13 protein-coding genes are annotated in these 14,655 nt (G+C 32.7%); 7 read left to right on the forward strand and 6 right to left on the reverse strand.

Annotation, left to right across the window (positions count from 1 at the left end):
• Nucleotides 1-21 precede the first annotated feature (21 nt).
• The 4 genes from dapD to lysA all read left to right on the forward strand — a co-directional run bounded on the left by dapD (nucleotide 22) and on the right by lysA (nucleotide 4,524).
• On the forward strand, nucleotides 22-741 hold the full coding sequence (gene dapD, locus M4L39_RS03055; RefSeq protein WP_277580694.1) for a 2,3,4,5-tetrahydropyridine-2,6-dicarboxylate N-acetyltransferase: 720 nt from the start codon (nucleotides 22-24) through the stop codon (nucleotides 739-741).
• A 286-nt stretch (nucleotides 742-1,027) separates the two neighbouring features.
• The gene (locus tag M4L39_RS03060) at nucleotides 1,028-2,185 is read left to right on the forward strand and encodes a M20 metallopeptidase family protein (protein ID WP_277580695.1); all 1,158 of its coding nucleotides are present in this window, start codon (nucleotides 1,028-1,030) and stop codon (nucleotides 2,183-2,185) included.
• The gene (locus tag M4L39_RS03065; RefSeq protein ID WP_277580696.1) at nucleotides 2,182-3,255 is read left to right on the forward strand and encodes an alanine racemase; all 1,074 of its coding nucleotides are present in this window, start codon (nucleotides 2,182-2,184) and stop codon (nucleotides 3,253-3,255) included. The genes M4L39_RS03060 and M4L39_RS03065 overlap by 4 nt, the downstream gene beginning before the upstream one ends.
• 3 nt (nucleotides 3,256-3,258) lie before the next feature.
• Complete coding sequence (gene lysA / locus M4L39_RS03070) at nucleotides 3,259-4,524, forward strand: diaminopimelate decarboxylase (protein ID WP_277580697.1); 1,266 nt, start codon at nucleotides 3,259-3,261, stop codon at nucleotides 4,522-4,524.
• 479 nt (nucleotides 4,525-5,003) lie between these two features.
• Here the strand turns inward: lysA and M4L39_RS03075 are convergent, their stop codons facing one another.
• Both M4L39_RS03075 and msaA read right to left on the reverse strand, forming a co-directional pair.
• Nucleotides 5,004-5,204, reverse strand: a complete 201-nt coding sequence (locus M4L39_RS03075; protein WP_057512167.1) for a cold-shock protein — start codon at nucleotides 5,202-5,204, stop codon at nucleotides 5,004-5,006.
• Nucleotides 5,205-5,386: 182 nt separating this feature from the next.
• Nucleotides 5,387-5,695, reverse strand: a complete 309-nt coding sequence (msaA, locus tag M4L39_RS03080) for a regulatory protein MsaA (RefSeq protein WP_277580698.1) — start codon at nucleotides 5,693-5,695, stop codon at nucleotides 5,387-5,389.
• 350 nt (nucleotides 5,696-6,045) lie between these two features.
• On the opposite strand from msaA, the gene M4L39_RS03085 reads away from it, so the two are divergent.
• Genes M4L39_RS03085 through M4L39_RS03095 form a run of 3 tightly spaced genes read left to right on the forward strand, consistent with a single transcriptional unit; the run spans nucleotide 6,046 to nucleotide 8,111 of the window.
• On the forward strand, nucleotides 6,046-6,315 hold the full coding sequence (locus M4L39_RS03085) for an acylphosphatase (RefSeq protein WP_277580699.1): 270 nt from the start codon (nucleotides 6,046-6,048) through the stop codon (nucleotides 6,313-6,315).
• Nucleotides 6,316-6,328: 13 nt separating this feature from the next.
• Nucleotides 6,329-6,949, forward strand: coding sequence for a 5-bromo-4-chloroindolyl phosphate hydrolysis family protein (locus M4L39_RS03090; protein WP_277580700.1), 621 nt, complete (start codon nucleotides 6,329-6,331; stop codon nucleotides 6,947-6,949).
• Nucleotides 6,950-6,977: 28 nt separating this feature from the next.
• Nucleotides 6,978-8,111, forward strand: coding sequence for a toxic anion resistance protein (locus M4L39_RS03095; RefSeq protein WP_277580701.1), 1,134 nt, complete (start codon nucleotides 6,978-6,980; stop codon nucleotides 8,109-8,111).
• Nucleotides 8,112-8,295: 184 nt separating this feature from the next.
• Here the strand turns inward: M4L39_RS03095 and M4L39_RS03100 are convergent, their stop codons facing one another.
• From M4L39_RS03100 to M4L39_RS03115, 4 genes are all read right to left on the reverse strand, one after another.
• Nucleotides 8,296-9,828: a BCCT family transporter gene (locus M4L39_RS03100; RefSeq protein WP_431197625.1), complete on the reverse strand. Its 1,533-nt coding sequence runs from the start codon at nucleotides 9,826-9,828 to the stop codon at nucleotides 8,296-8,298.
• A gap of 611 nt (nucleotides 9,829-10,439) precedes the next feature.
• Nucleotides 10,440-11,783, reverse strand: a complete 1,344-nt coding sequence (gene brnQ3 / locus M4L39_RS03105; protein ID WP_277580702.1) for a branched-chain amino acid-like transporter carrier protein BrnQ3 — start codon at nucleotides 11,781-11,783, stop codon at nucleotides 10,440-10,442.
• 124 nt (nucleotides 11,784-11,907) lie between these two features.
• A complete protein-coding gene (locus tag M4L39_RS03110; protein ID WP_277580703.1) occupies nucleotides 11,908-13,797 on the reverse strand; it encodes a vWA domain-containing protein in 1,890 nt (629 codons plus the stop codon).
• A 12-nt stretch (nucleotides 13,798-13,809) separates the two neighbouring features.
• Nucleotides 13,810-14,601 carry an ATP-binding protein gene (locus M4L39_RS03115; protein WP_277580704.1) on the reverse strand — a complete coding sequence of 264 codons (792 nt, stop codon included), beginning with the start codon at nucleotides 14,599-14,601 and terminating at the stop codon, nucleotides 13,810-13,812.
• Nucleotides 14,602-14,655 lie beyond the last annotated feature (54 nt).

Genomic DNA, 14,655 nt, shown 5'->3' on the forward strand with positions numbered 1-14,655 from the left:
AACTAAGGAGCGTATTAAATTATGGTACAACATTTAACGGCAGAAGAAATTATTAAATATATAAGTGATGCAAAGAAATCTACACCACTAAAGGTTTATATTAACGGAAATTTTGAAAATGTAACCTTCCCTGATAGTTTTAAAGTATTTGGTTCACCTGATTCAAAAGTTGTATTCTGTGAAGCGGATGATTGGAAAACATTTTATGAAGCAAATCAATCTAGTATTGATGCTATAGAAATTGAAATGGATCGTCGTAATTCTGCAATTCCATTAAAAGATTTAACTAACACAAATGCACGTATTGAACCAGGTGCGTTCATTCGTGAACAAGCTATTATTGAAGACGGCGCAGTAATCATGATGGGTGCAACTATTAATATTGGTGCTGTAGTTGGTGAAGGTACAATGGTAGATATGAATGCAACACTTGGTGGCCGTGCAACTACTGGTAAAAACGTGCACGTTGGTGCAGGCTCAGTATTAGCTGGTGTGATTGAACCACCTAGCGCTTCACCAGTAGTAATCGAAGATGATGTTCTTATAGGTGCGAATGCAGTTATTCTTGAAGGTGTTCGTGTTGGCAAAGGTTCTATTGTGGCTGCAGGTGCAATCGTAACTCAAGATGTGCCAGCTGGATCAGTTGTAGCAGGGACACCTGCTAAAGTAATTAAACAAACAAGTGAAGTTGAAGATTCAAAACGTGAAATCGTTTCAGCTTTAAGAAAATTGAATGACTAAATCTTAATTTCATGCTATTTTCACTTGTACTAAGTTGATTAAAGCTCAAGCATCATTATGACTATACTTCTTAGTACGAACACTTATAAAAATTAATGTAGGAGGTTTAAGACGAGACAAGATGTAATTAATGATAGCGTTTATAACTTTAAAAAAAGTTGCTATCCATTATACATTGATGAGTCCGTCTTACCTCCTCATTTTTTTAATTTTTTATACATATAAATACAATACTTTAGAATGAAGATTGAATTTAATTAATAAAACTAGAAGGATTTGATTTTAAATGAATGAATTAGAATTCGTAACAACACATAGACGTCATTTGCATCAAAACCCAGAGTTAAGTTTACATGAGTATGAAACGACTACCTATATTGCTACATACTTAGATGAATTAGGTATCAGTTATGAACGCCCTCTTGATACAGGATTAGTAGCTTATTTACCTGGGAACGGTGAACACACGATAGCTTATCGTGCAGATATTGACGCATTACCAATTTTTGAAGAAAACGATGTAGCTTACAGAAGTTTAACGGATAATGTGATGCATGCTTGTGGACATGATGGCCACACTACTGCACTAATGCTGTTTGTTAAACGATGTAAAGCGATGGTCGACCAAGGGACATTACCGCAAAGTATTGTTTTTATTTTTCAGCCCGCTGAAGAAACAGGTGGTGGCGCAAATCGATTAATTCGTGCTGGTGCTTTTAAAAATTATGATATTGAAGCCGTATTTGGTATTCATGTCATGCCTTTTGAAAATGAAGGCAAAGTTGTTATACGAGATGAAGAAATAACAGCAAGTGCTACTGAGTATAGATTTTATTTAAATGGTCTTTCTAGCCATGTGGCGGATAAAGAACAAGGACATTCATGTGGAGAAGCGTTACAACATGTATTAAGCCAAGTAGGTCAAATTCAGCAATATCATTTGAATGGTTTAAAACGAAATATTGTCCATATGGGTCATTTTGAAGCTGGAGAAGCGATTAATACCGTGCCAAGTCATGGCTATTTAGAAGGCACAATCAGAACATACGATGTTCAGGACTTGGAAATTGTGAAACAACAAATGGTTAAAATTGCTGAAAGTGTAAGCTTATTATTTAATGTAGAATGTGAAGTGAAGTTTGAAGAAGGATACCCACCTACTTATAATAATCCACTTCTGCGTAAACATGTTGAACATGGATTAGAAAATGCAGATTTTGAAATTATAGATAAACCTACGCCTTATTTATTTGGCGAAGATTTTAGTTTTTATAGTCAACTTGCGCCGAGTTATTTTGTATTTGTTGGCGTGCGCGATGAAACTAAGGGTTATGTAACTGGCTTACACACTTCACATTTAAATTTTAATGAGTATATGCTCGTACGTATAGCAGATTATTATGAACAACTATTAAAATCCTACAGCGAGGTGCGTGTACAATGACAGCCATTTGGTCAGTAGATACAGAAAAATTTTATGAAAATGCAGTAAATGTAGTGCAAGACAACCAACTAATGGCAGTAGTCAAAAATAATGCATACCATTACGGATTAGAATTTGCTGTTCAACAATTCGAAAAAGCTGGTATTCAAACTTTTAGTACAACTTCTTTGAGAGAAGCAATCCGCATTCGCAAACTTGTGCCAGACGCTACGATATTTTTAATGAATGCTGTTTATGAGTTCGATAAAGTGCGCGCATATGATATTCAGATGACTTTACCTTCTCTAGACTTCTATTATGAATATGTAGAAGATTTATATGATATTCAAGTTCATTTAGAATATGAAAATTTATTACATCGGTCAGGGTTAAAATCAATTGCAGAAATGAGAGAAGTCCTTGTACATCATGCACAAAATAAAAATGAACAGCGTATGATAATAACTGGCTTATGGACACATTTTGGATATGCAGACGAATTTGATGTGCCGGATTATGAAAATGAGCGAAAAGCATGGTTAGAAGTTGTAGATACATTATTAACTGAGGGCTATCAATTTGGTCTAATTCATGCACAAAATAGTGCAAGTTATTATCGAGAGGATGGCGTTTTCCCTCGTCACACGCACGCACGTGTTGGTATTGCTTTGTATGGTTCAAGACCATATAGTGATGTAGATGAAACAGTAATTAAACAATCATTGACTGTTAAAGGTAATGTCATTCAAGTACGCGAAGTTAATCAAGGAGATTATTGTGGATATAGTTTTGCTTTTGAAGCTACACAAGATGAAACAAGATTAGCGGTCGTAGATGTTGGTTATGGCGATGGTATACTTAAATTAAGAGCTCAACATGAAGCATTGATTAATGGCAAACGCTACCCTATACGCGCGTTAATGATGAGCCATATGTTTGTAGAAGTAGATAACAATGTGCGTGCACAAGATGAAGTGATACTATATAATAACGATATACGCGTAGATGAATTCACATTTAAAGGTGTGGGCGCGAATTCGGAACAATTAAGCGCGATGAATCATGACTCACTAATAAAGGAGTATAGATAAATTATGGTAGTAGAATACAAAGATAATGGAGAGCTTACAATTGGAGGGACGAGCCTTAAAACGATAGCACAAAGTTTTGGGACACCTACGATTGTTTATGATGAAACGCAAATTAGAACGCAAATGAGACGTTTTCACGAAGCTTTTCAAAAGAGCGGATTAAACTATAATATTTCATATGCTTCTAAAGCATTTACTTGTTTACAAATGGTTAAATTAGTAGAAGAAGAAGGGCTCGAATTAGATGTAGTGTCTGAAGGTGAATTATACACAGCATTAGCTGCTGGTTTTGATGCACAACATATACATTTTCATGGTAACAATAAGACGAAACGTGAAATACAATATGCCTTAGAAAGTAAAGTGGGTTATATCGTTATCGATTCTTTAGAAGAAATTGATCTTATTGATCGTTATGCAAGTGAAGAAGTAAATGTAGTATTAAGGTTAAATCCTGGAGTTGAAGCACATACACATGAATTTATCCAAACGGGACAAGAAGATAGTAAATTTGGTTTGTCTATCAAACATGGTTTAGCGATTGAAGGTGTCAAAAAAGTTGAAGATGCTAAGCGCTTAAATCTTAAAGGTGTTCACTTCCATGTAGGTTCGCAAATTGAAGGTACTGAAGCGATGATTGAAACAACTAAATTAGTTATTCAATGGTTGAAAGAAAATGATATTCAAATAGAATTGATTAATTTAGGCGGCGGCTTTAGTATTAAGTATGTTGAAGGTGATGTGAGCTTCCCTATCGAAGATGGTATTGCAGAAATAACTGAAGCAATAAAAACGATAGCGCAAGAAGCTGATTACCCTATTCCAGAAATTGGTATAGAACCTGGACGTTCAATTGTTGGTGAAGCAGGTATTACTTTATATGAAGTAGGTACAATCAAAAACATTCCTAATGTAAACAAATATGTGTCAATCGATGGTGGCATGAGTGATCATATTCGCACCTCTCTATATGATGCGAAGTATGAAGCTTTATTGGTAAATAGAAATGATCCGAAGGATGAAACTGTAACGCTTGCAGGTAAATTATGTGAATCTGGTGATATTATTATCAAAGATGCACAATTACCTAGTACAGTTAAACGTGGCGATTATTTAGCCATATTATCAACCGGCGCTTATCACTATTCAATGGCATCAAATTATAATCAAATGCAAAAACCGTCTGTATTTTTCTTAAAAGATGGGAAAGCAAGAGAAGTTATTAAGCGTCAATCATTACGTCAATTAATCATTAATGATACAAAATAAATGGATTTATAAGAAAAAGGTTGTTAGCTATTCCCTATTGGGCGTGTTAACAACCTTTTTTTATGTATTTTCAAAATGGCATTTTAAGCGCGTTAACTGAACAATATAAAGTTCAGGATTATTTGGGCATAATTATAAATGAAAGCTCTATAAATACCTGTATTGAATGAATATATGTGTATTGCACACTAAAAAATCCTAACTCGATTTTATCGACGGAAATAAAAGTTTACATTCCTTACGCATGAATTAAGGCGTCATAACATGTTGGAAATAATCTAGAAAAGAATTAGCAGTATACATGCTTTGTGCATGCATTAAGAAAGCCTAACTCGATTTAATCGACGGAAATAAAGGTTTACATGCTTGTCGCATGCATTAAGGCGCCCTAACATATTGAAAATGTAAAGGCGCCTATATATAAAAAAAAGAACCTTTGACAAGGTTCTTTTTACGTAAAGTCAATATAGAAATCTATATTATAGTTTAGCAACGTTTGCAGCTTGAGGACCGCGGTCGCCTTCAACTACTTCAAATTCAACTGATTGACCTTCTTCTAATGATTTGTATCCTTCTTGGTTAATTGCTGAGAAGTGTACGAACACGTCGTTTTCTCCATCAACTTCGATAAAACCAAAACCTTTTTCGGCGTTAAACCATTTTACTGTACCTTGTTTCATAACTGTGAAACCTCCAAGACTAATATTCATTCAATATGCGTTATTCGCATATTACAAAAAATACAATTTCACAGTTCAAGTCTGTTATTACAATATTCTTTGCAATATGGAATAAAACAATTGCTTGAATAACAGTATAAAGCAATTTAAATAAAATTGCAATACAAATCTGAATAAACTGTTTATTCAACAATAGGTAATTTATAATATACTTCATTATTATTTAAAACAATAAAACTATAGAATATTTGTAAATCTTCATCGCAATCTTCACAAAATCCTAAATCGCAATTATTATAAAACGCATGAATATTATATTTACCAATTAAATAGTTATCATAATCCTTTTTACATTTTAAAATGATTGATTGATATTGGCTTAGCATCTCGTTATATGTCTCAAAATTATGTTGTTCTACGATATGATCAGTCCAGTCACTAAATAACCACCAGCCTTCATAGTCAGCTCGAATTTTTGCAACTGTCCACATTATATTTCACCCTTTCATAGTCAGCTCAAAAATATTTTCAAAACATTTAAATAGCGTGTTCTAAATTTTAAGCTAAATAGAACAAGTTGATTATACTTATGTATGGTCTTCATACATTCACTCTAAATAGAATCCCCCACGTTTATAAATAGATATGAATAGAACTAGTTATATACTTTATATAATTTAATTAGAGTCGCACAATTTGTCTATGTGTAATATTTTAACTAGATAATATACAAAATCAAGTTATCTGACTCATACTTTTGGCCTATATACATACATTGCTCAAACGTAAATATTAGTTTTGTAGCCTAAAATTTCGTATAATACTACTAAGAGGTGATAATATGCAGTGCAAACACGTTAAAGTATTTGGAATGGTACAAGGTGTTGGTTTTCGATACTATACACAGAAGATAGCTAGAAAGTATAATATTGTGGGTACAGTAGAAAATATTGATAATTATGTTGATATTTATGCACAAGGTAACGAAGAAGCATTAACTCCATTTATAAATGCAGTTATAGAAGGTGCGTCACCTGCCTCGCATGTTGAAGATTATACAATAGAAGAATTAAATATTGATGAATCATTAAAGGATTTTAAAACTATATAAAGGAAGATGAAGTTTGAGATATACTATTTCTCGTATTTTTGGGACAATCATAGCTTTTCCAGTAGCAGTTATCGCATGGTTTACTAGCGTTTTTGCTTTAGATATTTATGTTATATTTGATTTTCTTATTTCTGCGGTAACGTTTTTGGCAATTTACTTCCCTACTCAACGTTTAACTTCTAGAAAATATTTAAATGAAATTGGCCTGTCACGTCGTGATTATCATTTTGTAAATAGTCAGTTAAACAATGCACAAGATAAGATTAGAAGAATTTTGAAAACATTTGTAAACGTGAGATCAATAAAAGATTTTAGACAAGTGAATGAAATATACCGAATTTCTCGTGCAATTTATTTTGCAGTGAAACAACAACCAGGTTCATTTTTCAAAGTAGAAGGTTTCTTCTATTCACATATTGATAATGCATTGAATTTAATTGAAGCATATACAAGATTATCTAAGTCACCTAAAAAATCTAAAGAAGAAAAACAAAAATTAGAACAAACAAGAATTACTTTAGACGAAGTGAAAAGAACTTTAGTTGCTGACTTGAAGAGAATTAATAACGAAGACTATAGCCAGCTAGATATAGAGATGGAATTAAACAAAATGGAACAGAAAAGACATAAATAACATAGAATTAAGAATGGAGAGAAATTGAATGGCTAAAGAACAAGACTTTTTAAGTTCACATCCATTGGACAAATATATTGATGAACAGTCAGCTAATCAAAATGAAATAATCAATAATAAAACGCAATATACTCAAGAGGAACAACAAAAAATCGATAAGTTGAGCGAACAAATAAAGCCAATGGATAATGATGGTTTATTAAATTATGGTACGCAAGCACAATCAAATATGTCGCAGTTCTCACACCGTATTTTAAATGAAGTTAATACTACGGACGTAGGACCTGTGGGTGAATCTCTGAATGGTTTAATGAGCAAATTAAAGTCAGTTAATCCTGAAGAACTTAACCCAGAAAACCAATCTAAGTTGAAACGCATATTTAAACGCACGAAAGCATCTGTTAATGAAATCTTTTCGAAAATGCAGTCTGTAGGTTCGCAAATCGACCGTATTTCAATCGAGTTAGACAAGCATAAAAATAACTTAAAAAAAGATATCGATATGTTAGATGAATTATACAATATGAATAAAGATTATTTTGAAGAATTGTCTTTATATATCGAAGCAGCAAAAAAGAAACAGCACGCCCTTCAACAAACTGAAGTACCTAAACTAAGATCACAAGCAAAATCGACAGGCAATCAAATGGATGTGCAAGCAGCATCTGATATGGAACAATTTATAGATCGTTTAGATAAACGTATTTATGATTTGCAGTTATCAAGACAAATTGCAATTCAAACAGCACCACAAATACGTATGATTCAAAACGTAAACCAAGCACTTGCTGAGAAAATTCAAAGTTCAATTTTAACGAGTATTCCATTATGGAAAAATCAAATGTCAATTGCGTTAACATTGATGAGACAACGTAATGCTGTATCAGCTCAAAAAGCCGTTACAGATACTACGAATGATTTACTGTTAAAAAACTCTGAATTATTAAAACAAAATGCATTAGAAACAGCTACTGAAAATGAACGTGGTGTCGTAGATATCGAGACACTAAAAACAACACAAAATGATATTATCGAAACAATTGAACAGACACTTCAAATTCAAGAACAAGGCCGCACTAAACGTAAACAAGCAGAAACAGAATTAAATCAGCTTGAATCAGAATTACAAAACCAATTGTTAGATATGAAAGATAATAAATAAAATGTTCATAAGATTTTTATGAACAAATAAAGTAGATGGAGTCAGGAGAGAAAATCAAAATTTGGTTTCTTATCCCTGCCCCATCTAGTTTTTCTATATGAACTAAAAAATACCATTCTATTGGTTTAAACCAATAGAATGGTATTTTATATTGAGATTAGAGGTTTTATTCTAATCGTTCTATTTAATTCTTAGTGTCTTCTTCTGTATGTTGACTTGCTGATATTTCATTTAAAATTTCTGTATTGGCTACTGTGTCAGTGGACTGAGTACTTACTATATTTTGTTCAACAGCAAGTTTGTGCGCAATTTTTGGCGCCGTCCAAACAACAGGAAGCATGATAATCGATATAGGTACTGCCGTCACGATTATAAAGGACTGTATTGCACTAATACTACCTTCACCAATATTTATAAGAATAATTGAGATTACACCCATAATGGCAACCCAGAATAATCTTATAATTTTCGGTGGATCTCCTTCGCCAGTAACTGACATAGAAATTGAATATGACATTGTATCGGCAGTTGTTATAACAAATATAAGCGTTAAAATGAGTAAAGCTATAACTAACACATTGCCTAAAGGTAATTGTGTAGCGATTGAAATAACTGCTGCTGGTAAACCATTTTCAGATAAAGGACCACTAATTGAACCATTATTTTTAGATTCATAAAACAAACCACTTCCACCTAAAATAGAAAACCAAAAATGAGAAACGACAGCTGCTACGACTGAAACAAGTATGAAAATTTCTCTGATTGTACGACCTTTGGATACACGGGCTACTAACATAGCCATTAAAGGACCATAACCTATAAACCAACCAAAGAAGAAAAGCATCCATGCACCGGCCCATTGATTATCACCTCTAAATGTACTGATTTCTAAGAAATTAGTGATATACGTACCATAAGAAGAAATGAATGTATCAATAATAAAACCACCTGGGCCAATTAATAATATAAATACAGCAAGCGCAATGGCTAACCATATATTTAGCTTGCTAAGAAATTGTATGCCTTTATCTATACCTGTAGTAGCAGAAATAGATACAATGATCATAAGTCCCGCAACTGATAAGACTTGAGTTATGATATTATCTGGAACACCAAAAATACTATGTAACCAGTAACTAAATTGAAAACCAAAAAATCCTATTGTGCCAATTGTCCCAGCTACAGCGCCTAAAATACAAAAGACATCTATCATTGAGCCAGTCTTTGTATGTTCAATCTTTTCACCAAATATTGGGTATAAAATTGTTCGTGGACGCATTTTCATGCCTTTATTATAATGTGCATACATGATAATAATACCACTTACAGCACCATAAACAGCCCATGCCGTGAAGCCCCACGATGTGAAACTTTGTGCCATTGCTGCAGGTATAGCAGCTGCACTACTATCTTTGATACTTGGATCCATAGTTGGTGGGACATCAATAAAATAATACATAGGTTCAGCAGCGGCCCAAAATATAGCACCTGCGCCTAATCCTGAAGTAATTACAATTGCTGCCCATCTGAAGTAACCCATTTCAGGTTTAGAAGCATTTCCAAGTCTCACACGACCATACTTTGAAAAAGCTAAAACAGCACCTACCGCAAATGTTGCTAATAATAAAACTTGCCAAAATGCACCAAAATATTTAATAGAAAGTTCAAAGCCTGTTTGCACGAAATCCGAAGTTGCTGTTGTAAATAGTGATGACATAATTACAAATAATACAAGTACGCCACCGCTAATAAGAAACACCGGCCAATCTAGTTTATCTTTCCAATAAGAAAATTTAATGTTATTCTACTCCTCTTTTTACGTTCTCTCTTTTTTTCTATATTAAGTCTTTTATAATAAATAGTTTAGCTTTTTCAGTATTCATCGAATGGTTTACCAATATCAGTGAATACTGTTTTAGAGTTCAGGATGATAAGTATGAAAATGAATACGTATACCTAACACCTTTAATAAAAATATGTAAGTCTATTTATGATAGTGACAAGAGACTTACTATTGCCACTGACGAAACACTTGAAGTTAAGATTATATCCCACTTTTTCTTAGTAATCAATTGTACTTTGCAAAATAGTTATAATTTTTAAGATTAAATTATTTTATATTAATAACGTACTTGGAAAATTCTATATCTTAAAAAAGATATTTTTAATGATTTTTTATTTAAATAAAGATTTTCAACAGCAAAATAAAAGTTTTACACATAAAAAAAACCTTCAAAGCTATCACTTTTAAGTGACTACTTTGAAGGGTTTTTATCATTACAAAAACGATGCATTTAAACATTGAGCAGAATATACTTAAATGAACTTTTAATCTTTTTCATAAACGATAGGCTTTTGATTTTTAACCATAGTAGCTACAATATAACCTATGATTGTAGTGACTACAGCAATTGGGAACCATTCTAATGAATAGTCTTTTAGTGGTAAGCTATCAATAAAGCTCATTTTTACCCAACCTTGTGTATGTACTACACTTAATATTGAAACAATAGAAACAATCGCAACTGGAATTTGTTGTGCAATTGGTTTAGTTGGTACAAAACGTGCAATCAATATCAGAAATACTGAAGTAATTGCTACTGGATATACAATACTAAGTACTGGTACAGACATTGTAATTACTGAATTTAGACCTTGGTTTGCTAATATAAAACTAATTAGTGTAAATCCAATTACATAAATTTTATAAGAAATTTTTGGTAAAATTCTATGGAAATACTCTGACACTGAAACGATTAAACCACATGCAGTAGTTAAACACGCAAGTGCAACAATGATACCTAATAAATATTTACCAAAAGTTCCAAAGCCTACGTCTGCCATTGTAGTTAATAAGTATGTACCTATATTTTGATCTTTTGCTGTTAAACTAGCAATTTTTTCTTGTGATACATCCATGTGATTACCTATAAAACCTAAAGAAATATAGATAAACATTAAAGCAATCGCAGCGATTAGACCAGCTAGCAATGTTTGTTTAAAGATTTTATTCGCGTTTGTAACGCCTGTTGCTTTCACAGCGTTAACTACAATCATTGAAAAGGCAATTGCCGCAATAGCGTCCATCGTCAAATAACCGTTCGTAAACCCTTGTGAAAATCCAGCAAAGCCAGAAGTAAACGCTTCTGCAGATTGACTTGGTGCATTACCACCAAAATCTATAAATCCTTTTATAATCATCGCTAAAATAGTAACAAGTAGCAATGGTGTTAGCAATGAGCCGATACGATCAACCATTTTACTAGGATTGATACATAAATATAATACAATGAAGAAATAAATAACTGTAAATATAAATAATGCTAAATTACTATTTGTATGTGCAATCGGTGTAACAGTCATCTCAAATGATGTTGATGCTGTACGTGGAATCGCAAATAATGGGCCTATTGTTAGGTATATTATTACTAAGAATACAACTGAAAACTTCGGTGATATTTTATTTAAGGAACCGATGTAGCCTTGTTTATCTAATGCGCCCACAACCACGCCTAATAACGGTAGTCCAATCCCAGTTAATGCAAATGCTAGAATGGATGGCCAGAAATATTCTCCGCTATCTAAACCTAAATTAGGTGGGAAAATAAGGTTGCCAGCGCCAAAGAACATTGCAAACAATGTGAAGCCTATAATCCATGTATTTTTATTCATATGACGTTCTCCTTTTAATCCAATAAAATAATATTACCTATTCTATCACGTTTAATTAGATGCCGTCTATATAAATTTCAGAATATTTAAATATATAGCGATTTATTTATAAAAATTAGTCTAGCTAAAAAGATTTTAATAAAAGTTTTTTTAATAATGGTGACAAATGACTCGGTAAATTTTCAACACCTTCTACGAAAATGGCATACTGACCATAAATATTGTGAATCGTTTGCTCGATGTCTTCTGTAATTGAATCTTGACTTAAAAACACGTTGAATACTTCAATTCCCATTTTTCTAGCAGTTTCGACAGCTTCATAAGTGTCTAAGATACCATCTTGACTATAATTATATGCTGAAGGTTCGCCGTCTGAAAATACAATTAGAAAGCGCTGATTATGAGAACGACGCATTAATCGTTCACTTCCTATTCTAATTGCTACGCCATCTCTATTATCATCTTGAGGTTCTAAGGCCATAATTCTTGGTCCATCTTTTTCTAAAATTGAGCGGTCGTATGGAATGATTTCGTCAATAATATTAGGTTGATTTGCGTCATCAGCGTCGAACGCGTCTTCGTTAAATGCAAGTATCTCATGTTTAACATTTAATGATTTCAAAGTTTCATGGAATAGTACAACACCCTTGATAGTCTCTTCCATCTTATCTTCCATACTTGCAGATGCATCCACTAACAATGTAAATGTAGCGTCAAAGGATTGACTTAAGTCTTGTTTCTTATAAAACAACTTATATTGATCATCAATAAACCAATTAAGTAGATTCTTCTGTAGTCTTCCTTTAGTTAAATTACGACGTTCATCTTGATATTCCCTATCGATTGTTTTCTTTATAATTTGAATTAAATCTTTTGTTTCAAATTGTACTTCAGATTCAACATCATGGTAATCATTGATATATTGTGGTTCTATGTCTGGAACATTCCATTTAATCTCCACATTTTGATTGATACCTTTGAGTGCAAACACTTGATTATGGCCGACAGAACCACCTTCATCATCTTCCACATTATCAGTAGACCCTTTACCTTTTTTAGTTTGCATATCAGTCATGTCATCGCTCGCATCACCTTCGCGTGCAGTATCATTATCACCCATGACATCGCTATTCTCACCTTCATGCAATTCCATTTCTAAATAAGCGCCACCTTTTGACGCACTATCTTGGTTATTAGACTCCATATCTTCGCTTACAACTTCTTCATCATTTTGTTCTTCAGACTGTCCATCTGAGTTACTTGCATCAGTTCTCGTTAAATCCTCAAAGTTAAGTTCTTGTATGGCTTCATAAACTTTTTTCGGTAAATGATAATATTCGTTCAACATATCTTCTTTTAAAATATCATCAATTTGATACATGATACGTTCAGCTAAATACATGTTATCTTCAGACGTTTCATTATAGAAGAAATTAGGCAAATATTGATACATGTGATTTAAAACATCATCAATTTGAGGGTGGATTTGTGGCACATCATAAAAATTTTCTGTTAAAAAAGATGCTTCTAAATATAAAAATAGTAAGTCTGTAAAAGTTGTTTTGGTTTTATAAACTTTGATTTGTGTCTGAGTATAATTCAATCTGATTTCATTACGTATTTGAATCGTAGGCTTTGTCGATGGACGTAATTGTACTATGGTATTTAAGACACGTTTGTCCTCTAATAATTTGAAAAGTTGCTGGAAGAATTTAGGGTGTTGAAACTCACGATTATGAATGACTTCATTTACAATCTTCTCATCCATCATTTGATAACCATAAGTAGCAAGTAATACATCTGATTTTAATCCTGTGGATTCTATTTCTTTACTTCTGTGTGACCAAAATGAACTTGTAATTAACGTATGATTGATTGGATCATAATATGGAAATTTTTGAATTTTAACATGTGCTTGTTCATTTTTCAGTAAAAGACGAGCTAAATCTTGTAGCATCATGACTTGCTTTGCATCAAGTTGTTCGTCATTAAATTTTATAAAACGATCACTCATGATTATCCCTCACTAAAAGTTTAATTCTACTGCGTTTTTAATTGCTTGTTGTTCACGTTCGTCTTCTAATTTATCTATAATCGTACGTTGTATCGCACGTTCTATTGGCATGATTGTTGCTAAATCACTCAAATCTATAAGTGCTCGAATACTTGCTGCTTCTTCAGAAATTTGACCTTGTTTTGTCATTGTTCTCAAATCTTCATTGAATTTTATAATGTTCTGGATAACAGCATCGTCTTTTAACTGGCTTTGGGTTTTAATAACATCACTTAAAATATCACCATCAATATAATCTACTTCAATAACAACGAAACGGTTTTTCAATGCTTCGTTCATTGGTAAGGTGCCAATGTATCCTACGTTTATAGCTGCAATCACATTAAAACCAGGTGCTGCACTTACAACTTCTCCGGTAAATGGATTTGTTAATTTTCTACGATAGTCTAATACACCATTCAGTATAGGAAGCGTTTCTGGTTTCGCCATGTTGATCTCATCGATATAAAGAATATTCCCTTCTTTCATAGCTTGTATGACAGGTCCGTCTATAAAAACAATTTCTTGTGATCCATTGTCATTTGTTTGTATTGTTTTAAAACCTAATAAACTTTCTGCATCTAAATCGACTGAACAGTTAATTTGGTGCATCGGTCTATTTAAAGTTTCACTTAACGTTTCAGCGAGCTTTGTTTTACCAGAACCAGTTGGCCCTTTTAATAGTATATTTTTATTTAATTGCATTAATGATTTGGCATCATTAAAGACAGTTTCGTCTTTATTGAAATATTGTGCGTTTGTCATTTATTACGTCTCCTTTTGCATTTACATGTTTGTCTGATAATTATTAAAAATCAT

Origin of the sequence: Staphylococcus equorum, from assembly GCF_029531845.1 — a bacterium.
Taxonomy (GTDB): Bacteria; Bacillota; Bacilli; order Staphylococcales; family Staphylococcaceae; genus Staphylococcus; species Staphylococcus equorum_C.